A 23,462-nucleotide genomic window follows, 5' to 3' on the forward strand; every position below is an offset into this window, starting at 1 on the left:
CCAAACAAACAGGCCTCCCGCACCGGTCAGGCTGCATATTGTGCGGCGGCCCATAGCGATATACGTCAAAAAAATGCGCGCGCATTGGATAGGCTGGTAAGAGGATAGAAACGCACGCTCGGGGGTATGATGCGCATGTCATTCAGAACAAGCCTGATCGCGGCACTGATCGCCGCAACGCCGCTGCCACTTGCCGCAGTTCATGCGGAGGATGCAGCCACGGCGCGGCCGGCAGCCGAAGGCGGCCCGATCAAACCGCTGGATATCATGAGCCTGCAGTCGCCTGTCGACCTTGCGCTGTCGAACGATGGCAGCCTTGTCGCCTTTGCAGTGCTGCCGCAAATGTCGACCTTCTTCACGCCTTCATCGGATATCTGGATTGCGCGAGCGGACGGCGCCACCCCTGCCCGGCCATTCATCATCGCCAAGGGTGCCAACCGCACGCCGCGCTGGTCGCCTGACGACAAGCTTATCGCTTTCCTCTCCAACCGGGCCAACCCGCTGGCCAGCGAGGACGACAAGTGTGAAGGCCTGCAAATCTGGGCGCTTGCCGTTTCTGGCGGCGAGGCTGCCCCACTGACCTGCGCACCGCAGGGCGTGAACGATTTTCGCTGGTCGCCCGATGGCAGCCGGATCGCCTTCACTTCCGGTGACGCGGCATCTGTTGATGAGGCCAGGCTTTCAGACGCCATCGTCGCCGACGCGCCCCGGCCCCTCTCCCGCCTTTGGCTCCTAGATCTGGCGGACGGCAAAACAGAACGCGTCTCGCCTGAAGGCCTCAATGTCGCCGACATGCAATGGAGCCCGAACGGCAAAACCCTGTCGCTGAGGGTAACCGACAAGCCGGGCCTGAACGCCTATTTCTATCACAGCTACATGGTGCTGATGGACGCTGGCAGCGGCAAGGTGACGGGCACACCGGTGAAGACCATGGCGAGCGGTGGCTACTGGTCGCCGGACGGCAAGCGGATCGCCTATCTCGATCTTCTGAAGGACGGGGCTGACCGCCCGCTGACGGGTGGCATCTCCACCGGCATTCGCGTACTTGACCTTGCCACGGGCAAGATTGACCGCTTCGGCGACGACTATCCCGGTTTCCTCCTTCATCCCCATTGGGCGAAGGGCGGCAAAGTGGTTGAAGCCATGAGCTTCGAGAAAACCCGGTCAAACATCATCAGCATCGATCCCGCCACAGGCACCATCAAAACGGTCGCTGCATTCGACGGCGAACTGACCGATACAGCCACTAATGCGCGCGGGGACATGGCGGCTATCGGCAACACACCCACCCGCCCCGGCGAGGTATGGAAGCTGGACGGCAAAGCCTTCACTGCCCTCACCGACCTCAACCCGGACGTCGACAACTGGAAGCTCGGCAAGGTGGAGGAGATCAGCTGGCAAAGCAGCCTTGATGGCCGCACCATTTACGGCGTGCTGATCACCCCGCCCGGCTACAAGCCCGGCTCCCCGATCAAGACGGTGACGCAGCTTCATGGCGGCCCCGAATGGGCGTGGTGGAGCGGCTGGATGGGCAGCTGGCACGAATGGGGCCAGATGCTGGCAAGCCATGGCTATGCCGTGTTCCTGCCCAACCCCCGCGGATCGGACGGCCAGGGGGCTGCCTTCGCTCGCCTCGCCATCGGCGACTGGGGCGGCGGCGACTATCAGGACGTACTCGACGGCGTCAACCATCTCATCGCCCGCAAGATTGCCGACCCCGAAAAGCTCGGCATCGGCGGCTGGAGCTACGGCGGCTATCTTTCCGCCTGGGCAGTGACCCACGGCGGCCCCTTCAAAACCGCTATCGTCGGCGCGGCGCCCACCGACCTGCTCGCGATGCTGCAAACAACCGATACGCCCGATTTCGTGCTCGACTATTATGGCAGCGCCGCCGACAATCCGACGGCCTATGATGCCGCTTCGCCGGTTCGCCGGCTGGACAAGGTGACAGTCCCTGTCCTCATCCTCCACAACGAGGCGGATGTCCGGGTGCCGGTCGACATCGGCAGGCAATTCTATGGCGGCCTGAAGCTGCTAGGCAAAGAAGCTGCGATGGTCACCTACCCGCGCGAACCGCATTGGATGGGCGAAGCCGACCACCAGCTTGATATACAGGAACGTGTGCTCGACTGGTTCGAGCGTTACATTCACTGAAATGCCTAACCTATTTGGAAGAAACGACAATGCATGTTTCCTCGCTCTATCGATACCCTGTCAAAAGCATGCGGGGCATTGCGCTTGAAAAAGCCCTTATCGAGCCCATCGGCCTCGCCGGTGACCGCCGCTGGATGGTGGTGGACGAGCGGGGCCGTTTCGTCACGCGGCGCGAAGCGCCCGCGATGGCACAGATCGAAGCGTTCGAGGTGCCGGAAGGCATGCTGCTCCGCCATCCGGGTCAAGGTGAACTGGTCGTCAAAACCCCCGATGCACCGCTCGCGGATGTGACCATCTGGAAAGATGCGCTCAGCATCCCCGCAGCCGGCAGCGAAGCGACGGAGTTCCTATCCGCCATCGTCGGCCGTCCCGTTCGCCTGACCCACAAGCCCGACAGCATTCCCCGCCCGGTGGACATGACGTACGGCGCAGCGGGCGAAGAAGTTGGCCTTGCGGACGGGTTTCCCATCCTTGTCACCACGGAAGAAAGCCTCGCCGCCCTGAACGGGCAGCTGGACCATACCGTCACCATGACACGTTTCCGGCCGAACATTGTTCTCTCGGGCACCAGCGAGGCATGGGCGGAAGACTGCTGGAAACGTATCCGCATCGGCGGCCTTGTGCTCAGGATCGTCAAACCCTGCGCGCGCTGCATCATTGTGACGCAGGACCCGGAAACGGGCGAGCGGCACCATGGCAACGAGCCCATCAATACCCTGCGGCAGATGGGGCGTCAGGCGACGAACGGGATCATTTTCGGGCAGAATGCGATCCCCGAAACACGGGCAGAGATCGCGGTTGGCGATGAGGTCGAAATCCTTGAGGAAGGCGAAACCAACCTCGTCCCCCTGAAGAAGCGCTAGGACCGCCTATTCAGACGGCACTGGGTAGCCCGCGAACCGCTTGGTTTCTTCCATCACCACGTGGGTGACCATCTTTTCGACCTTGTATTTGGGCTCAAGGAGGCGGTGGGCAAACTCCTGCCACTCGTGCACGCCCGACAGGCAGAAGCGCACGACATAATCGAAGGGGCCGTTCACCCGCAAGACCTCGACAATTTCGGGCATCGACTTCAGGAGATTATCGAAGGCACGAATGTCATCCGGATTGTGGGAGGCGAGTGAAATCTCGGCCAGCATCACGAGTGTGGGGCGTACCTTCTCGATGGCGATCGAGGCATGATAGCCAAGGATAACCCCCGACTTTTCCATCAATTGAACGCGGGAAACGCAGGCGCTAGGCGACAGGGCCACCCGTTCCGACATGGTGCGGTAGGTGATGGTGCTGTCGTCCTGCAGTTCCTTCAGGATCAGATAATCGCGCTTGTCGAGCTTGGGCAGGTTTGCGGGTTTCATGCAGACTTCCTTTTCGCCGCAATGTGCGCGAGGCCGGGGTGCCTGTCGATAGAAAACATGCGCCCCTCCGCCATCACTTCCCTTCTGACTGCGCCTCCGCCCAGATCCGGCTATTGTGCCGCCCGTAACCAAAATAGAGCCCCGCGCCGAGCGCGATATAGCCACCAAGGATGATCGCCGGCAGCCATTCGCCGTCGATGGCCTTCATGGCGATATCAACAAGCACCGGCCCCATCATCAGAAGGCTCATGACAAGCGCCAGAACCGGAATGACGCCGAGCCAAACGCCGCGCACCCGGATACCGCCGAACGGCACCTTGAAGGGCCGGGGCAGATCGGGCTGGTGGGTGCGCAGGAACATCACGCTCAACGCCACCACGATGAACATGCAAGCCGCCCCGATGCTGACGAAATCGGCAAGCAGCGTGATCGGCAACAGCCCTGCCGCTACCGCAGAAATGGCCGCAAATGCGATGGTGCCGGCAGCCGGCGTCTGGAAGCGCGGATGCACGCGGCTGAACAGCGGCGGCAGCAAGCCGTCACGCGACATGGCAAAGCCGATCCGCGACTGGCCGTAGGTATTGACGAGAAGGACCGAAGCAAGCCCGGTGAGCGCCCCGACCTTGATGAAAGACCCGATGGCCGGCATGCCGATATGATTGACTGCCACGGCGATTGGGTCCGGAACGCTGAGCTCGGTGTAGGAAACAAGCCCGGTCAGCGTCATGGCCACCGCCACATAAATGAGCGTGCTGAAGAGTAGCGCGCCCAAAATGCCAATCGGGATATCGCGCTGGGGCTTGCGGCTCTCGGCCGCTGCCGTCGCCACTGCCTCGAAGCCCAGATAGGCAAAGAACAGGATGGAGGCTGCCCGCACCACCCCCGGCCAACCGAAGGCGAAGCCACCCTGGTTTTCGGGGATGAAGGGCGTCCAGTTCGCGGCATCGACATGGGAGAAGCCTGTTGCCACAAACAGGAACAAAATCCCGACCTTGACGATGACAAGCACCATATTGACCGTCGCCGAATGCGCCACACCGCGGATCAGCACCGCACAAACAACGGCAAGGCTGAGGACGGCCATCAGGTTGAACTGCGGGCCGGCTGTGAAAACCATCTCGCTGCCCGCGCGTGTTGCCTCGATTGTCGAAGTGGCGAGCGCTGCCGGCAGATAAATCCCGAAGTCAGCGAGAAAACTGATCAGATATCCCGAAAAGCCGACGGCGAGCGCCGAACCCGCCAGCCCGAATTCGAGCATCAGCATCCAGGCGAGCGACCATGCGACGACCTCGCCGAGGACCGTATAGCAATAGCTGTAGGACGCACCTGAAACCGGCAATACTGAGGCCAGCTCGGCGTAGCAAAGCCCCGTCAGGCAGCAGGCAAAGCCGGCTATCGCGAACGACAGCACCACCGCAGGCCCCGCATAATTGGCCGCCGCCGTGCCCGTCATCACATAGACACCGGCACCGATGATGATGCCGATGCCAAGCAGGACAAGGTGCGTGGCACCGAGCGACCGGTCGAGCCCCGAGGTTTCGACATCCTGCCGGACGGATTCAATCGATTTGCGGATGAAAAGGGAACGGAAAGGGCGTGACATTGAGGCTCCGGGGGAAAGCGTCTATCGGGAACAGCCGGACAGAAAGAAGTGACAGCCAAACGCGTGACTGCCACTTTCCTTGTCTTGGGTGCCTCAGTTCAGGGCGAACCGCAGCGTTGCGCCGATTGTGCGCGGGCGCGTCACGGCACCGGCGAAGCTGAAGGGCGCGTTCAGGATGCCATATTCGTCAAAGATATTCTTGGCGAACAGGACGACCTCGAGCCCTTCCTTCACCTCGAACGAGGCGTTCAGGTCAACCAGATGATAGCCGCCCTTCTCCAGCACCGCACCGAAGGCAACGGGCGCGTCGGAGAGATAGCGGTGGGCAATCCCGAAGCGCGGCTTCAGCGCCACGTCCTCGAAGCTGAAATCAAGCTGGTTGGACATCATCCATTCGGACGAACCCGGCAGGCGTGAGCCTTCGGCATAGCCGCCACCGACGGCAAAGCTGTCCGGCAGCAGGTCCGACAGGCGCGCGTCGGTGTAGGTCAGGTTGGTCGAGAAGGAGACATTGTCGGTGGGGCGCAGCACTGCCGTCAGTTCCACACCATCCACTTTGGCGCCTCCACCGTTCGTGGTGTAGGCGTTGAAGGTGACCGGCGTGAAGAGACGGGCCTGAATATTGTCCCACTTGATATGATAGGCCGAGATATCGAACGACAGGACCTTGTCCAGCAGATCGAACCGGGTGCCGATCTCATAGTTTTTGGTCGTGTCGCTTTCGAACGTCAGTGGGGTGCCGGCGGCAATCGCATAAACGTTCACACCGCCAATCCGGAAGCCTTCGGAATAGAGCGCATAGGCCATGAAATTGTCGGTCGGCTTGTAGGTCAGCGAGACTTTCGGGATGAAGTCCGACTTCTTGTCAGCGCCCGGCTGATAGTCGAACGGATCGATAAGGGCGGCGTTCGGCAGGAACTGCAGGCGCGGGGTTGATTTATATTCGAACACGCGGCCGCCAAGCGTCAGCGTCAGCGCCTCGGTGAAATCGTAGGATGCCTCACCAAACAGCGCGAGTTCTTTCACCTCGTTCGAGGACACCGTGCGCTGGGTGAAATCGTCGGGCGCGATCACCGAACTCGGCTGATCGCCAAATTCGCCCGGGTTATTGTCGATATAAGCCGCGATGCCGGGAATGCGGACGCCGTCCGTGCTGTTGGATTTCAGCTTGGTGTAGTTGGCGCCAATGATCCACGAAAGCGCGCTTTCGCTGTTCGAGGTCAGCCGTGCTTCCAGATAGTCGGTCTTCGATTTGCCGGCGGAACCGGAAAGCTGGGCCGTATCGGTGCGCGGGTCCATCCCGAGGAAGACGGAATCGTCAAACGCGAGGTCGTTTTCCTTTTCAGTGTGGCTGCCCACCAGCGTCAGCGTGGCAAAATCGAAATCCTGCTCGATCGTCAGGCTGTTCAGGAAGAATTGCGTATCCTGATATTCGTCGACATTGGTGCTGCGCTCGTAGCGATCCATGTCAAAGAGGGCATAGGTCTGATCGTCCAGGCCATATTCCTGATACATGCTGAGGACCGAAACCGTGGTTTCCGCGCTCGGCGTCCAGACAAGGCTGCCGCGCACGCCGCGCACGGTCAGGTCGTTGCTGCCGTCCTCGCCGGTGCCAAGGTTGTCGAGATAGCCCGCATCGTCACGCTGCAGCGCGGTCACACGCAGGGCCAGCTGATCCGACACAATCGGGATATTGGCCATCGCCTTGATCGCATAGCTCGCCTCGCCTGCACGGCGGGTGGACGAGACAGTGCCCTCGAACGCGGCGGCATAGCCGCTGGCGTCCGCTTCATTGACCACATAGTTGATGGCACCGCCGAGCGACGACGAACCGAAGAGCGTACCTTGCGGCCCGCGCAGCACTTCAACCTGTTTCAGGTCGAACGCATCCACATCGGGGATCACCAGCGGGAAGCCGGGCTCGATGAGCGGAATCTGATTGAGATAATAGCCGGTCGTCGCCTGATTGGCCTCGTGATAGGTCGTCGAGGCGATGCCGCGGATCACTACCTCGGATACGCCCGGCTGATAGTCGTTGAACACCACGCCCGGTACGCGCGTGATATAGTCCGACAGGCTCTGGGCGCTCAGGGCCTTGAGATCCGACTGGCCGACAGCGGAAATCGAGCCCGGCACATCGCGCAGCGACTGCTCGCGCTTGTTGGCGGTCACGATGATTTCGTCGAAAAGCACATCATCGTCACCGGCGTCTGCCCCGAGGGCGGGTGCGGATGCCAGCGCAACGGCGATGACGGCGGTGGTCGAATAGAGTTGGATGAAATTACGCATGCTGCACCCCTATGCTATGTGATCAGCGTTCACTTCCCTGTGGTATTCACCGTTTCGGATCAAGCCGAACGGGCCACCCCTGCGAACAATGTTCTGTCTGCTGCATTTCTGTTCGCTGTATAAAAAATTAGCATGCTGAGGGCTGCGAAAATGGCGAATATTCCGGGTAGCCGCCGAACAAAGAACGGAAGCCAAGTCGAATACCGCACAATGTGCATCGGTTGCTTGAAACGGGCTAAAGCCCCTTCGCCGTCGCGGTGCTAATGGCAAGACGAACGGTTTCGACAATGAATGACGGAGGGTGTACCCTGCCCTCATCAGGGCCGCTGTCTGCAGGGCGCGGGTTCCATCTTCTGGCGTTCGCCTTACGACCCACAGTTTCCTGATTGACATCAATCAGATGGCGTCTGCAATGTTACATTATTACAGTTAAGCCCGCACCCGGGACAAGATGACATCCGATCTATGCCATCTGCCCCATTCAACCAACCGCGACCCGGCGGCCAGTCCAAGGCCGCAGCAGGTCGCCATCATTTCGGTTTTCGGAGGTAATTGTGCAATCGCGACTCCTGCCAGCCTGCCTGACGCTCCTGCTCTCTGTCTTCGTTTCTTCATATTCAGCACCTGTTGCGGCTGCCGATACCGAGGTAGCCGAAAGCCTTGAATATCGCCTCATCGGGCCATGGCGCGGTGGCCGAGTGACCGCCGTCACGGGCGTGCCCGGCAAGCCGAACCTATACTATATGGGCGCAGCAGGCGGCGGTGTGTGGCGGACCCAAAATGCCGGCCAGACGTGGGAAAACCTTTCCGACGGGCATTTCAAGGTTGGCACAATCGGTGCGGTGGCGGTGTCAAAGTCCGATAACAATGTCATTTATGTCGGTACCGGCGAGGCGCCGATCCGCGGGGTTACGACCTCGCACGGCGACGGTGTCTGGAAATCGATCGACGGCGGCGCCACCTGGGCGCATATCGGCCTGCCGAAGGCCGGCCAGATCGCCCGGATCGAAATTCACCCCACCAATCCAGATATTGCCTATGTCGGCGTGCAGGGCCAGATTTGGGGCGGCAGCGAAGAGCGCGGCGTATTCCGCACGACTGACGGCGGCAAGACATGGGACCATGTGCTGAAAGTGGGGCCAGAGACAGGCACCTCTGACCTGCGCATGGACCCGACCAACCCGCGCATCCTGTATGCTGCCATGTGGCATCATGGCCGCAAGCCGTGGTTCATCATGTCGGGCGGCACAGAGGGCGGCATCTTCAAAAGCATCGATGGCGGCGACAGCTGGACGAAGCTTGGCGGCGGGCTTCCCGAGATGATCGGCAAGATCGGCGTTGATGTGTCAGCCAGCAACCCTGAGCGCGTCTATGCGATCATCGAGGCAGAACACGGCAAGGGCGGGCTGTGGCGCAGCGACGATGGCGGCAAGGCATGGGCCCTGATCGATGGTCACCGCGTCCTGCATTCCCGCGCCTGGTACTATATTCATATCGCGGCCGATCCGGTCGACGAGAATACCGTTTATGTGCTGAACGTACCGCTGATGAAGTCGATCGATGGCGGCAAGAGCTGGGAGCAACTGTCGACGCCGCACAGCGACCATCACGATCAGTGGATCAACCCCGACAACCCGAAAAACTTCATCAACGGCAATGATGGCGGCGCGACGATCACGTTTGATGGCGGCAAGACCTGGTCGTCGATCATGAACCAGCCGACCGCGCAGTTTTACCGTGCCGAGACCGACGACAAGAAGCCTTTCCGCATCTATGCCGGCCAGCAGGACAATACGACGGTGGCGATCGCCAGCGAGAGCCTCTATGGCGGCATCGGCGTAGAGGATTATTTCGATGTCGGGGGCGGCGAGAGCGCGCATGTGGCTTTCGATCCGGCCAACCCGCAGCTTATCTATGCGACCACGATCAATGGCACCCTGACGGAGCATGACCGCGAAACGCAACTTACCCGCATGATCATTCCGTATCCGGAGATGATGTACGGCAAGGACCCGAAAGACCTTAAATACCGTGCCAACTGGAACGCCCCGGTCGAAGTCGACCCGCATGATCCTTCGGTTATCTATTATGGGACGCAGTTTGTCCTGAAAAGCGATGATCGCGGCCGGACCTGGAGCCAACTCAGCCCCGACCTCACCCGCAACGACCCCGAGAAACAGGGCCGGAACGGCGGCCCCCTGACCCCGGAAAATGTCGGCGCTGAATTCTATAACACCATCTTCTACATCGCGCCCTCCCAGCACGAAAAAGGCGTGATCTGGGTTGGCAGCGATGACGGCCTCGTGCATCTCACCCGCGATGACGGTGCCTCGTGGCAGAATGTTTCGCCCAAACACCGCGGCAAATATTCCGAAGAAGCCTATATCAACGCGATCGAGATCAGCCCGCACGACCCGGCCAAAGCCTATCTCGCAGTACAGGGGCACAAGCTGAATGACTTTGCGCCCTACATTTACCGTACGACCGATTATGGCAAGCGCTGGACCCGGATCGATGCCGGGCTGCCGAAAGACCAGTTCGTTCGCGTGGTCCGTGAAGACCCTACCCGCCGGGGCCTTCTCTATGCAGGCACCGAGGGCGGCATGTTTGTCAGCTATAACGACGGTGCAGACTGGAAGCCGCTGCAGCTCAACCTGCCGCCGGTTCCGATCACGGATATCACCATTCGTCATGACACTCTCGTCCTCGCGACCCAGGGCCGCGCCTTCTGGGCACTGGACGATCTGTTTGTCGTACGACAGGACGCCGAAGGTGTATCGGCTGGCGATGTCGCGGTCTATCGCCCCGGCGTCGTTGAAATGCGGATTGGCGACGGTGGCGCCGCGGGCGACTCTGAAGGCAGCAACCCGCCGCGCGGGGTGCCGCTTTACTACCGGCTGGGCGAAGATGCCGCTGGCCCGTTGACGATCGAGATCATCGACCGCGAAGGGCGTGTCATCCGCACCATCAGCAGCGAGGAATCCCTGCGCGACAAATGCCTGAAGGCCAATGAAGACCCCCGCAGCCCGTTTGAGCTGGAATATCCTTCCAAGAAACGTGGCCTGAACAAGTGGATCTGGGATCAGCGCCGCGACGGTGTCACCTGTATCGAAGATGTCGATATATTCGCCGGATTTGGCGGCCCGAAAGTGCCGCCGGGTGAATATCGGGCCCGCGTTTCGGTCGGGGATGCAAGCGCCGAGGCGGCCTTCTCGCTTGCGCTCGATTTCCGTGTTTCGGCATCACCTGAGGAAGTTCAGGCATGGTCAGCAAAGCTCGACGAGACGGCAGCCCTACTGGATGATGTCCTGCGCACTCTTGGGCAGGCGCGGGAAGCGCGGTCAGACATTGAGGCGCTGATGGCCGATCATCCGGGCGACACAGAGCTGCAAGCGGCCGGTACCGCGGCGATCGAAGCCCTGACAGGCTGGGACCGCCTGATCAACCAGCATCTGCATCAGACCTATGAAGATGAAGATGCGTGGGAGACCATGCTCGCCGGACAGGTCCGCTACCTGCTGGATGTCATCGACTATACCGGTGCACCCGTGACCGGCGGCCAGATCGCACGGCTTGGCGACCTAGAGGCCGAATGGGTGAAACGACTGGCTGAACTCGACGCCATCGTGAAGGGGCAAGTTGCGCCCATCAACGAACGCGCCAGGCAGTTGGGGCTGGAGCATATCACCCTGCCCGGGCAGTGACATGAAGATCCGGCGTGCTGCAGGCGTCTGTCTGCAGCCGGAAGCTCCACACCAGCTGAACTGATCGCCGGCTTCTGTAAAAAATAATCCCTGGACCACCGGCCGCAACCGATGGTCCAGGGATTTGTTTTAGGCCAGAATGCCCTTGAGCTGGCGTCAGTCCAGATCAGGCAGGCTTGCCGAGCCACGCACCCACGGCGCGCCTGCGTCTTCAAGTGCCTTTTCAAACGCAGGAATCGTACCGGTCATCAGCGTATCAAGACGCGCCTTGACGCTGCCGAATGCCTCCAGCGCATAGCCCAGCTGTTCACGGCTCTGGGCGGTCGGCCCATAGCTTGTCGAGCTGCTGAACTTGGCGAAACCGACACGGCTGCTGATGGTAGCGGGTGTTGCCCCCATCTGTTCACGCGACTGCTGGCCGTTGATGGCCTCCTCAAGGCTGAACAGTTCGGCACGGATGGCTGCGAACCGGCTCTCCAGCGCGCCCCTGTTAGACGTCTGGTCAAGAGCATTGCGGTAGCCTTCGAGCCGCTTCTGCAGGTCGGCGATGGTGATGCTGGCTGCGGTAACCGCCGCCTCCGCCTTCACCACCCGCTCCTGGAAGGCCTGCACATCTTGCAGCGTCGCGGTTTCAAGCGACGGATCGATATATTCCGTCACCTTGAACTCGACCGGGCCCGCCAGCTCACGGATCGTGCCGTTTTCACGCAGATTGAGCGTGGCGGTATATTGCCCTGCCAAAGCCCTCACACCCTTCGCCTCGCCGAGCCACGAGGGACGCGGTTCGTTGGTGATGGCCTCCTTCAAGGCATGGTGAAGATCCCACGTTACCCGCTGGACGCCCTTCTTGTTGGCGGCGGGTACGTGCCGGACGATGGTACCCGCAGCGTCCTTGATGGTCACGAACACGGCAGGGCCTTCTTCGCGGCGCTCCGCTTCAAGAACATCCCACGCCGGGAACAGAACACCGTTCCCGCCTTCAACTGCCTTCTTGTCAGCCTCGACACGCTTGTCCTTGGCTGATTTGAAGCTGTCCTTCAGATAATAGGTCAGCGACGCGCCATAAGGCGGGTTCTCTGCCACCCACTGGTCATCGCCCTGGCTATCGCTATGCAGTTCGTCCTCGACATAAAGCAGGGTTTCGGGGTCGGCAAACAGCAGTGCCTCTTTCTCAAGGGCAGCCGCATTGATGCTGCGCAGCGGGCTATAGTCATCAAGCACAAAGATGCCGCGCCCGAAACTGCCTGCAACAAGGTCGCTTTCACGGCGCTGGATGCGCACATCGCGGAAGGAGATGGTCGGCACGCCGCCCGTCAGTTCAATCCACTCGTTGCCACCATCAACCGTGAAATAGAGGCCGAACTCTGTGCCAAGGAACAGGAGATCCTTGTTCACATGGTCCTGCGTGATCCGCCAGACGAGGTTCTTCTCCGGCAGGCCGCCGGTGATCAGTTGCCAGCTCTTGCCGAGGTTGGTGCTCTTGATCAGGTAAGGCTTGTAGTCACCTTCCTTATGGTTATCGAGCGCCGCATAAACGGTATTGGCGTCGAAATTGTCGGCGCGGATATCGTTCACATAGGCATTCGCCGGCACACCCTTGATCTTGCCGATCTCGTAGCGGGTCCAGTTCTGGCCGCCATCGGTCGTTACCTGAATAAGGCCGTCATCCGTGCCGACATAAAGGATATTCTCGTCCACCGGGCTTTCGGCCACGTTGGCGATGGTGTGATAGTCGGACATGGCATAGAGGTCCCAACCGGCCTCAGGGCCCCAGGTGCGGTCCATGACCGGTTTGTGCAGCCGGTTGCCGTTACGGGTCAGGTCACCGGAAATCGGCGTCCAGCTATCCCCGCGGTCATCCGACCGCCACAGGCGCTGGGAGGCGTGATAGAGCCGCTTCGGATCATGGGTCGACACATTGATCGGCGCATCCCAGTTGAACCGTTCGGCGGGCTCACCCGGCTTGGGCTGGGGCTGGATGAAGGTGCTTTCGCGCAGCTTGCGATCATGACGCGCAAGGCTGCCCTTCTGCCACTGTGCATAAACAATGTTCGGGTTGCCAGGCTCGGTAGCCGGCTGGTGCCCGTCAGCACCAAGGATCAGATACCAGTCAGCGTTCTTGATCCCCTCGGCGCGCATGGTGCGGCTGGGGCCGCCCTGGGTCGAGTTATCCTGCGTGCCGCCATAGACATTGTAGAAGGGATAATCGTCGTCCGCTGCGATCTTGTAGAACTGGGTGACCGGGATGCTTTGCATGAAACGCCAGGTTTTCATGTCGTCCCGGCTTTCATAAAGCCCGCCGTCAGACCCCACGAGGATGAAATCCGGGTCAGCGGGATGGAAGGCGAAAGCATGATCGTCCACGTGGCGGTTTTTCAGATTCATGGTTTCCCATGTCTTGCCGCCATCCTTCGAGACCGCACTGGCGTTATTCGACATGTAAAGCATGTCGAACGTATGGGGATCAGCGAAGAGTTCCTGATAATAGTGCGGGCCAGTGCCGCCGCCAACCATATCGGACATCTTTTCCCAGCTGCCGCCCTTGTTGGCGGAGCGCCAGATACCGCCTTTACGCTCATCCAGCTCGATTGCAGCATAGACCACATTCGGGTTCATTGGCGATACAACGAGGCTCGATTTGCCCATGTTGGTGGCGGGCAGGCCATTGGTCATTTTCACCCAGGTCTCGCCGCCGTCATCCGACGTATGAAGTGCCGAACCCGGCCCGGTGTTCACAAGGGCCGCGACCGTGCGCTGGCGCTGCCATGTGGCGGCATAAAGCTTGTTCGGGTTTTCGGGGTCGATGGCCACCGAGCCAACGCCTGTCCATTCATCGCCTTCCAGCACATTGCGCCAGGTCTTGCCGCCGTCTGTCGTCTTGAAAAGGCCGCGCTCGCCACCCTTCGACCACAAGGGCCCCTGTGCAGAAACCCAAACGGTGTTCGAATCCGTCGGATGAACGATGATGTCGCCGATATGCTCGGACTTGCCGAGACCCATGTTTTTCCACGTCTTGCCGCCATCCAGCGACTTGTAGACACCGTCACCGAACGCGATGTGACGGCCACCGTTGTTTTCGCCCGTTCCTACCCAGATGATGTTCGGGTTGCTCGGGTCGATTGTCACGTCACCGATGGAATAAACCGCTTCATTGTCAAAAATCGGCGTCCAGGTCGTGCCCGCATTGACGGTTTTCCAGACCCCGCCAGAACCGATGGCAACATACCAGGTATTCGGGCTGGTCGGATCGACAGCAATGTCGGCCACACGGCCAGACATATAGGCCGGCCCGATGTTCCGCACCTTCAGGCCTTCGAACGTCTTGGCAGACATCGCTTTATCGTCTGGTGCGCCCATGGCCGGTGTGGCCGCGAGCATCATTGCAATTGCAACATTCAGTCCCAGTTTCATAGGTCCCCCCATTTGTTTGATTTCTGTTGCCTTCTTCGTTGTAACCTCAGGTTTCCAACGACATCGAAAGTTCAATTCAGGCAGAAGCTATCTGCCCCGCAATAACCAACTACACTCACTGAACCATCATTACGGCTGACTGCATTTCAACAGTCTGCCCCGCAATTCGCCTTCAGTCGCCCGAAAACCGAATACCGACCTTGAACGCCCTGCCAGCCTCGGGCAAGCCAAGCTGGGGCAACACGAGCGCATCGGTGATATTGTTCAATGCACCGTATAATTGCCAAACGCCGAAGCTGGTCTCTTTCACCGGAATATAGAATTTCACATTCAACTCGGTGGAGCCCTCGAGCCGGGCCGTCGTACCATCTTCGGCCTCGTCATATGCGTGGCCGGTGTGGTTCGCCTCGACACGCAAGTTGGCGCCGCCCGCGAACGTGTGATTGGCCGCCAGAAGCAGCTGCCCCCTTGGTCGCTGATACAGGATCGGACGATTGCCGTCCTCGTCCCTGTCGGCTTCGAGGTCCTGCCACAGGGCGTTGGCTTCCAGCGTCAGCGCCTCTGACACCTGCCATATCGCACCGGCCTCGATGCCGTATCCGCGCGAGCCTTCAAGATTGTAGCGCTGGGTAAGCGAGGCGTCGTCCACCGTCACCCTGCGCTGCGAAAGCGTATCACTGATACGCGTGAACCAGGGCGTAAGGGACAGCTGAAACGGCAGCGCCTGTGGCGCCCATTCGAAACTCAGGTCCCCGACAAGGGCGGTTTCAGGCTTCAGGTCAGGGTTCAGAAGGAAGCGGCCAAGCGCCGTGCCGTAAAGTTCCCGCATGGTGGGGAAACGCGTCCGCAGCCCAAGCGTCGCTGTAATAGTCAGTTCGTCTGAAGCCAGCCACTGCGTCGCCCCGCTTGCTGCCCATTTCGATATGGCCGGCTGTGTTGGCCGCCCGCCCGTGAGCGGTGTGGATGCGCGGTCATAGGCCAGCGCGAGCGAGGTCTTGACCGCTTCGCCCATTGGCACATCGACTTCCCCACCAATACTGAAGAGCCGCTGCCGGAAACGCTCGGTGTCGCCGTCGACATTGCTCGAAAGATCGGTTTCGAACTGGGCATGGGTGCTCTGCTGCAGGGAGGTGACAAGGCGGGTCGTCAGATGCGACCAGTCGGTGGCCAGCACAAGTCGCCCGCCGTAGGTACGGTCCTTATCGTTTTGGCGGTCTTCGGGCACGCTGTAGGTGATGTCGCGGTAGGAAACGATCGCCTGGCTGAACCGCTGGTGCCATGTGTTGACGCGCAGGTTTGAGCTTTCGCCAAGCCTGATATCCCCGGCGAGGCTGATCTGCCGCATATGCCAGTCCGGGTATCGCCAGAAGCGGGGGCTCGATTCCGCCGGATCGAGATGCGCGGCCGCAGCGATGCCCTTGTCCGCATCAATATCAATCGCGGAGAGACGCAAGGTTCCCCACGTTTCCTCAAGGGCGACTGCCCCGAAAAAGCTGGTGCTTGTCAGATCGGTATTCGTGCGCCCGTCACCCAAAAGCGGATCGAACGGAATGGCTTCGCTGCCTGCCACACTGATGGCATCGCGGCTGAAATGGTTACCCCCAAACTGCAGGCCCACATTACCGACCGGCACATAGGTCTCGCCTTCCACAAGATAGGAGCCGTGGGTTCCGGCCTCGCTCCGGGCGCTCAGGGTGAAGTCATCCCCGGTTGCGAAGGTGGAGATGTCCACAACGCCAAGCACCGCATTGGCGCCATATTCGATCGGGGCGGCACTTTTGATAACGGTCGCCCGCCGGATCAAGCTTGCCGGGAACAGCGACAGGTCGGCGCGGCCATCCCACGGCACGCTGATCGGCGCGCCATCTATGAACAGCTGGGTCTGGCGCTCTTCCGATCCCCTGAGGCGGAGAACCGCCTCCCCGCGCGAATTTGTTCGCACCCCGACGCCCATGACGGCGCGGAACACCTCGGTGAAATCGGTGGGCACCGTCCGCCTGAAAAGCTCTTCATCAAGCTGTACAGCCGGTTGAAGGGCGCGATTTTCGCTCCTGACAGCCAGAACGCTGATTTCTTCCAAGCGTGATCCCGAGGTCTCCGCCGCCCATGCCTGCGGTATCACCAGCGTCGGCACCAGCACGCATGAGGCAAGCACACAGATTGCGCGATTTCCTGATCGCCGCGCTGAATGGTCTGAGATGCAAGAACGAACCTTAATGCGCACGCTGTCCCCAATCTATCCGGCCGCCTCGAAAGCAGTATGTTCAAACGCCGCGCTCTTCGCGGGTTTGAAGGTATGACGAGGCGATTGTTTTTTGTCTGTCCGAATAAAAGGACCGACCCCCAGTCCTGCTTAGTAAATTACGACCATCAGCAGAAGTTAGCCGAAAGTTTATAGGGCGTCTGTTCCGACGACCAGCCCTGTTTCACTCCTGCCGCCAGTCCTTCTTTTCCGCCTCCCATGCCTGATCCGACTGCATGAGGCACAATGATCTCCCCATATCCATTGGTTCGCTTTCGGTATCACCCGGCTTGGGGGCCGATCAACCTGCACACCTCATACGATGGTATGGCATGGCTGAATCGATTGGCGCAGCATATCCGCCTTGGGGTATCATTCGCCCGGAAGCTGGTTCGGAGACGTGGCCATGGAAGACGTATCCGTCGTTCACATTATCGATGATGACCGCTCGCTGAGGGAAGCGCTCGCGAGCCTTTTCGCCTCGGTCGGGCTGGAAACACGCCTTTATGCCGCTGTGCAGGATTTTCTGGACGCTGACCGGCCGGATATGCCCGCCTGTCTCGTCCTTGATGTACGCCTTCCCGGTATGAGCGGGCTCGACGCGCAAGACCATCTGAAAGAACTGGGTGTCCATATGCCCGTGGTGCTAATGACAGGCCACGGTGATATCCCGATGTCAGTGCGCGGCATGAAGGCCGGTGCGCTTGATTTCCTCACCAAGCCCTTCCGCGATCAGGATATGCTCGATGCTGTCTTGGCCGCGCTTGACCACGACCGTGCCCAGCGCAGCAGCGACCTGAAGCTCAACGAACTTACCGCGCGCCTGAACACCCTTTCGCCGCGCGAGCGGCAGGTGATGGCGCTTGTCGCGACCGGCAAGCTGAACAAACAGATCGCCTGGGACTTACAGCTCAGTGAAATCACCGTGAAAATCCACCGGGGTGCCGCCATGCGCAAGATGGAAGCCCGGACCCTGCCCGAGCTCGTGCGCATGGCCGACGCCCTTGACCTGCGCGTTGAAGCCACCCGCAATTAAACTTGGGTATAATATCCTCCCGCAAAGTTTTGCCGCATCAATGAGGCTTGCAATTTTGCTGACGCCGGCGCTTTGGGGGTGCCTGTCAAGGATGTGATATAGTGCCTGATCCCCGTATTTCGGTCATCGATGATGACGATTCCCTCCGCGAGGCCCTTGTCGGCCTTCTGCGCTCCTGCGGCTTCGAGGCAACGGGCTTCGCCTCCGCCGAAGCTTTCCTTGCAACCGAAACAGCCAACTATGCCTGTATTGTCACCGACATTCATATGTCAGGCATGAGCGGCTTTGATCTGCTGAAGGCACTTGGCGCACGGCAGGCGCCGCCTGCCATCATGATAACGGCCCGGCTCGACGCCGACCTTGAAGACAAGGCCAAGGCTGCCGGGGCGCTGTGTCTTTTACGCAAGCCGTTCGCCAGCGATCGTCTCCTCGATTGCATCGACCGCGCATTGGCACGATAATCCGGGCGAAAGTGAGACCGGCAAATGTGTGGAGCTATCTCTATCGTGTCGGCAAGCCAGGGCGATATTCTCGACCTCCTTCATGTTGCCGTCCTTCAGCGGACGCGCGACGGCAAGGTGGCTGGCTGGAACAAGGCCGCTGAAGCCTTGTTCGGCTGGCCTGCGGCGGACACTCTCCACAAAGCGGCCCACGAACTGATCAAGCTGCGCCCGGACAGCGACAACGCATCCTTGGATGAAGCCTCTGCTGCACTTGATGACACCGGCCAATGGCAGGGAAACCTGATTGCAGAAACCGCCGGCGGCGAGGAGATTTTCGTCGACGCGCACTGGGCGCTGGCCCCGGATGGCAGCGCGGTGGTCGAAACCTACCGCAACATCACGGAACGGCGCCGCACCGAGATGAAGCTGCGCCTCAGCGAACACCGCTACCATAACCTCTTTCAGGCCATGGCCGCCTCCTTCTGGGAACTCGACTTCTCGGGGGTCGACGACATATTGCGGCGCATCTACCGCGCCGGAAACACCGACTTCCGCAAATATTTCCGGGATCATCCCGAAACCGCGCGCGAGATGATGCGGGCGACCCGTGTTGTCGACGTGAACGGCGAAACCGTGAAGCTTTTCGGTCGCGACGGCAACAAGGAAGAGCTGCTCGTCAATGTCGATCCCTTCTGGCCGCCGCAAAGCGAATGGGATTATCTGAACGGCATATTGTCGGCGGTGGAAGGCAAACTCAATTATTCGGTCGAAACCAAGCTTCGCAGTATCGACGGTCGCATCTTCGACGCCCATTTCACCGCCTGCTATCCACCCGACACAATGGGCAAGGGCACGCTCCTCATCGGCGTCCTTGATCTGACCGCCCGCAACGAGGCCTTCGCAGCGCGCGACAGGATGCGGGCCGACATGGCCCATGCCGCCCGCGTTTCCATGCTTGGTGAACTGGCGGCCTCGATTGCGCACGAGGTGAACCAGCCACTCGCCGCCATCTCGACAAGTGCCGAGGCGGGCCTGCGCTGGCTCAATCGTCCCGAACCGAATGTCGAGGAAGTCAGGGCGCTCACAGGGCGGATTGTTGCAGACGCCCGCCGCGCGGCCGATATCGTCGCCCGCACCCGTGCGATGGCGAGCGGACGACCGCCAGCCCCTGAGCCGCTCATCCTGAATGATGTGATCAAGGAAGCCGCGCGCTTCCTGCAACATGAAATGACCGCACACCAGACCGAACTCAGCTGCAAACTGACGCCCGAAACGCCGCAGGTGAAGGCGGACCGCACCCAGTTGCAGCAGGTGATCATCAATCTGGCCGTCAATGCATTGCAGGCCATCGGACAGGTGCCCGGCCGGCGCGGCGCTGTGCGCATCGTCACTCGCCCGTCGGAAACCGGAGAAGCAGAAATCCGGGTCGAAGACAATGGCCCGGGGATCCCGGCCGACCATCTCGATAAGCTGTTCGACAGTTTCTTCACCACGAAGGAGCGCGGCATGGGCATGGGCCTGCAGGTCTGCCGGTCGATCATCGAGGGATGCGGCGGCAGCATCAGCGCAGGCAACGGTGCGATGATCGGCGGGGCTGTTTTCACGATCCGCTTGCCAGCCCTTCAGGCCTGAGGCAGGCCCTTCTGTCGGCAGCATCCCCCGAGCCTTTTTCGCCAGTCGAGTGTCACCCATACAAAGGTTTAACCGGCCAATACGCTCTGGTGATTCCGCCCAATTTTCGCTCTCGCTACAATTCTACCCAGGTCCGGCGAACTCTTCCGCCGTGATCGGCTCCCGCCGCGTGGCCAACGCCCCGGCACCGAGACCGAAAGGAAAAGGCATGACAAAAATCCCCCATACCATTTCACGCCGCGACGTCCTTGTGGGCGGAACGACTGTGGCGGGTATCGCCCTCGCCTCCCCGCTTCTCCTGCAACTTTCCCCGGCTGCCTACGCAGCCCAGCCTTCAAAGGATCAGACCATGAGCTATGTCACCACCAAGGATGGCACCCAGATTTTCTACAAGGACTGGGGCCCGAAATCGGCTCAGCCTGTTGTGTTCCACCACGGCTGGCCACTCAGTGCCGATGACTGGGATGCCCAGATGCTGTTCTTCTATGCGCAGGGCTACCGGGTGATCGCCCATGACCGGCGCGGTCACGGTCGCTCGACCCAGACCGACACCGGCAACGAGATGGACACGTACGCCGCTGACGTAAAGGCCCTCGCCAAGGCGCTTGACCTCAAGAATGCAATCCATGTGGGCCACTCCACCGGCGGCGGTGAGGTAGCCCACTATGTGGCCCGCGCCGATAAAGGCCGGGTCGCCAAAGCGGTCCTCATCGGCGCCGTACCGCCGATCATGGTGAAGACCGCGAACAACCCCAGCGGCCTGCCGATCGAAGTGTTCGATGGCTTCCGCGCAGCCCTTGTCGCCAACCGCGCGCAATTCTTCCTCGATGTGCCCACAGGCCCCTTCTATGGCTATAACCGGCCGGGCGCGAAGGTGGATCAAGGCGTGATCTACAACTGGTGGCGCCAGGGCATGATGGGTGGTGCCAAGGCGCACTATGATTGCATCAAGGCCTTCTCCGAAACCGACTTCACGGAAGACCTGAAGGCGATCGACGTGCCCGTCTTCATTATGCATGGCGATGACGATCAGATCGTCCCGATTGCGGACTCCGCGCTTCTTGCCGCCAAGCTTGTGAAGAACGGCACACTCAAGGTCTATGAGGGTCTGCCCCACGGCATGGCGACAACCCACGCCGACGTGATCAACGCCGACCTTCTCGCCTTCTTCAAAGCGTAGGGGGCCAGCATGCTTAAACAGACCTATACCGCTGCCAATGTGCCGACCGAGTTTGTCGAAAGCCGGGGTCGCACCCTCGCCTACCGTTCGATCGGTGCAGGGTCGCCGCTTATCCTGTGCGTCCGTTTCCGCGGCGTGATGGATGTGTGGGACCCGGCGTTCCTTGATGCGCTTGCCACCCGCTTCCGGGTCATCACGTTCGATTATACGGGTCTTGGCCAATCGACCGGCCACGCCACCTATGACCGTGTCTCGATGGCAGAAGACGCGATTGATCTCGCCGATGCCCTTGGTATCGACACGTTCGCCATCGGCGGCTGGTCGCTCGGCGGGATCGCCGCACAGGTCGCGGCGAAACGTCACCCCGGGCGTATCAGCCACATGATCCTTATCGGCACCACCCCGCCCGGCAAGGTGGCGCACGGCCCCGAGCCCGTCTTCTTCGAGCGCGCGCTGAAGCCGGTGAATGACCTTGATGATGAAACCGTGCTTTTCTTCGAACCCGAAAGCGAAAAAAGCCGCAAGGCCACGAAGGCATCGCACGACCGTATCAATGCCCGCACCGCGGACCGGAGCCCGCCGATCCCGCAGGAAACCTTCATGCGGATGCTGACCGAAAGCCAGAAACCGGACATCTTTTTCGATGATGACGGCTACCGCGACTTCCTGAAGGCGACCGATATTCCGTTCCTCGTGATCTCGGGCGATCATGAAATCGTCTTCCCGCCGGCGAACTGGTTCGATCTTGTCGACACATGCCCGGAACTACACCTTATCGTGCTGCCGGAAATGGGCCACGGACCGCAGCATCAGGCACCGGAGTTTTGCGCCGACCTGATCGCCAGTTTTGTCAGCCGGATAGCCTGACATCGCCCGCCCGACGAAACATTGAAGTACGCACGTGAAATACAGGCCGCCCCACGAGGCGGCCTTCGCACAACTGCAACGTATCCGGTCACATGTATCGCAATTATTATTTTATTTTTGTTGACGATCAGAATTTAAATTGCATTCTGATTGCGGGATGGGATTGGCTGCCTGCAGCCGGAAATGATGGAGGCACCCTTGGCTGGCATATTCAATCTGTTTTCGCCGTCACCAGCCACAACGCCCCTGACTGACAAAACAGAAATCGACCATCTGTATAAAAGGCATCGCCTGCGGGTGATGCTGGCGATCACGCTGGGTTACGGCATCATCTATACCTGTCGTCTCGCCCTTGGCCTTGTGAAGAAGCCTTTGATCGACAACGGTATTTTCACACCAGATGATCTGGGTCTCATCGGATCTGCGCTTTTCTATGCCTATGCCATCGGCAAGCTGACGAACGGTTTTCTGGCCGATCATGTGAATATCAAGCGCGTGCTGGCGCTCTTTTTCCTCATGACTGCGCTTTGCAATATCGCCATGGGCTTTGTGGGCACCGTGGGGGCCGCTGTCCTAATCTGGGGCCTCAACGGCTGGTTCCAGAGCTTCGGTGCGCCCGGCAGCGTGGTGGCCATGACGCACTGGTTTTCAAACCACGAACGTGGCCGCATGTATGGCATCTGGAGCACCGCGCATTCTATCGGCGAAGGGCTGACCTTTCTGGTCGTCGGATCGCTTGTTGCCCTGCTCGGCTGGCGTGCCGGTTTCTGGGGACCGGGGCTGATCGGCCTCGCCGTCGCCCTCGTCTCCTGGCGCTTGCTGCAGGACCGGCCCGCCTCACTCGGCCTGCCCACAGTCGCCGACTGGAAGAACGACCACTATGAAACCACCAACCACAAGCAGGACGCCGCCTCGGTGTTCCGCACCCAGATCGCCATCCTGAGGCTGCCGGCTGTGTGGATATTGGCGCTTGCCAGCGCCACCAACTATGTCACCCGCTACGCCATCAATTCATGGGGGGTCCTGTATCTGCAGGAGGACCGTGGCTTGACGCTTCCCGAGGCCGGCACGCTCCTGATGATCAGCACACTCGCCGGGATCGCAGGTGCCATCGCCTATGGCTTCGTGTCCGACAAATTTTTCAATGCGAAACGCCCGCCCGCGAACCTCCTGTTCGCGCTGATGGAGATCGCCGGGCTGCTGCTGCTGTTCTACGGCCCCGACAGCATGCCGGTGATGGTGTGTGCCGTGCTGCTTTTCGGCCTTGGCATGACCGGCCTTGTGACTGCCCTCGGCGGCCTTTTCGCCGTGGACATCTGCCCCAAGCGGGTGGCAGGCGCGGCGATGGGCGTGATCGGCGTTTTCAGCTATATCGGCGCGGCGGTGCAAGAGCATGTCTCAGGCATCCTCATCAATGGCGGCATGACTGTCGCCGACGGTGTTCGCCATTATGATTTCGATGCCGTGATCCTGTTCTGGATTGGCTCGTCCGTCCTTTCCACCCTTCTTGCCGCAAGCCTGTGGCGCACTCGCCTGAGAGACTGAT

General features: G+C 60.4%; 14 protein-coding genes. 9 read left to right on the forward strand and 5 right to left on the reverse strand.

All coding sequences use genetic code 11. The features are described 5' to 3' along the window. Positions 1 to 135 precede the first annotated feature (135 nt). Both PH603_RS12050 and PH603_RS12055 read left to right on the forward strand, forming a co-directional pair. A complete protein-coding gene (locus PH603_RS12050; protein WP_289502781.1) occupies positions 136 to 2,154 on the forward strand; it encodes a S9 family peptidase in 2,019 nt (672 codons plus the stop codon). Positions 2,155 to 2,183: 29 nt separating this feature from the next. Further along, positions 2,184 to 3,017 (forward strand): MOSC domain-containing protein, encoded by an 834-nt coding sequence (locus PH603_RS12055; protein WP_289502782.1) that lies wholly within the window; start codon positions 2,184 to 2,186, stop codon positions 3,015 to 3,017. Positions 3,018 to 3,023: 6 nt separating this feature from the next. On the opposite strand, the gene PH603_RS12060 is transcribed toward PH603_RS12055, so the two are convergent. From PH603_RS12060 to PH603_RS12070, 3 genes are all read right to left on the reverse strand, one after another. Next, complete coding sequence (locus PH603_RS12060; protein WP_289502783.1) at positions 3,024 to 3,509, reverse strand: Lrp/AsnC family transcriptional regulator; 486 nt, start codon at positions 3,507 to 3,509, stop codon at positions 3,024 to 3,026. 73 nt (positions 3,510 to 3,582) lie between these two features. After that, positions 3,583 to 5,112: an amino acid permease gene (locus tag PH603_RS12065; protein WP_289502784.1), complete on the reverse strand. Its 1,530-nt coding sequence runs from the start codon at positions 5,110 to 5,112 to the stop codon at positions 3,583 to 3,585. 93 nt (positions 5,113 to 5,205) lie between these two features. Beyond that, entirely contained in the window at positions 5,206 to 7,401 is a 2,196-nt protein-coding gene (locus PH603_RS12070; protein ID WP_289502785.1) for a TonB-dependent receptor, read from the reverse strand. A 554-nt stretch (positions 7,402 to 7,955) separates the two neighbouring features. On the opposite strand from PH603_RS12070, the gene PH603_RS12075 reads away from it, so the two are divergent. Continuing rightward, a complete protein-coding gene (locus PH603_RS12075) occupies positions 7,956 to 11,105 on the forward strand; it encodes a WD40/YVTN/BNR-like repeat-containing protein (protein WP_289502786.1) in 3,150 nt (1,049 codons plus the stop codon). Positions 11,106 to 11,261: 156 nt separating this feature from the next. Here PH603_RS12075 and PH603_RS12080 read toward each other — a convergent pair whose 3' ends face one another. Further along, complete coding sequence (locus tag PH603_RS12080; RefSeq protein WP_289502787.1) at positions 11,262 to 14,516, reverse strand: WD40/YVTN/BNR-like repeat-containing protein; 3,255 nt, start codon at positions 14,514 to 14,516, stop codon at positions 11,262 to 11,264. Positions 14,517 to 14,688: 172 nt separating this feature from the next. After that, positions 14,689 to 16,671 carry a TonB-dependent receptor plug domain-containing protein gene (locus PH603_RS12085; protein ID WP_289502788.1) on the reverse strand — a complete coding sequence of 661 codons (1,983 nt, stop codon included), beginning with the start codon at positions 16,669 to 16,671 and terminating at the stop codon, positions 14,689 to 14,691. Between the two features lie 493 nt (positions 16,672 to 17,164). Between PH603_RS12085 and PH603_RS12090 the strand changes: the two genes are divergently transcribed. The 6 genes from PH603_RS12090 (at position 17,165) to PH603_RS12115 (ending at position 23,461) form a co-directional block, all read left to right on the forward strand. Further along, the gene (locus PH603_RS12090) at positions 17,165 to 17,794 is read left to right on the forward strand and encodes a response regulator transcription factor (RefSeq protein WP_289502789.1); all 630 of its coding nucleotides are present in this window, start codon (positions 17,165 to 17,167) and stop codon (positions 17,792 to 17,794) included. 101 nt (positions 17,795 to 17,895) lie between these two features. Beyond that, entirely contained in the window at positions 17,896 to 18,255 is a 360-nt protein-coding gene (locus PH603_RS12095; protein WP_289502790.1) for a response regulator transcription factor, read from the forward strand. Positions 18,256 to 18,300: 45 nt separating this feature from the next. Beyond that, positions 18,301 to 19,869 carry a sensor histidine kinase gene (locus PH603_RS12100; protein ID WP_289502791.1) on the forward strand — a complete coding sequence of 523 codons (1,569 nt, stop codon included), beginning with the start codon at positions 18,301 to 18,303 and terminating at the stop codon, positions 19,867 to 19,869. A gap of 349 nt (positions 19,870 to 20,218) precedes the next feature. Next, positions 20,219 to 21,049, forward strand: coding sequence for an alpha/beta fold hydrolase (locus PH603_RS12105; protein ID WP_434783325.1), 831 nt, complete (start codon positions 20,219 to 20,221; stop codon positions 21,047 to 21,049). 9 nt (positions 21,050 to 21,058) lie between these two features. Next, positions 21,059 to 21,916: an alpha/beta fold hydrolase gene (locus PH603_RS12110; protein ID WP_289502793.1), complete on the forward strand. Its 858-nt coding sequence runs from the start codon at positions 21,059 to 21,061 to the stop codon at positions 21,914 to 21,916. Positions 21,917 to 22,114: 198 nt separating this feature from the next. Then, positions 22,115 to 23,461, forward strand: a complete 1,347-nt coding sequence (locus PH603_RS12115; protein WP_289502794.1) for an MFS transporter — start codon at positions 22,115 to 22,117, stop codon at positions 23,459 to 23,461. Position 23,462 lies beyond the last annotated feature (1 nt).

This window comes from Gimibacter soli (genome assembly GCF_028463845.1).
GTDB lineage: Bacteria > Pseudomonadota > Alphaproteobacteria > Sphingomonadales > Kordiimonadaceae > Gimibacter > Gimibacter soli.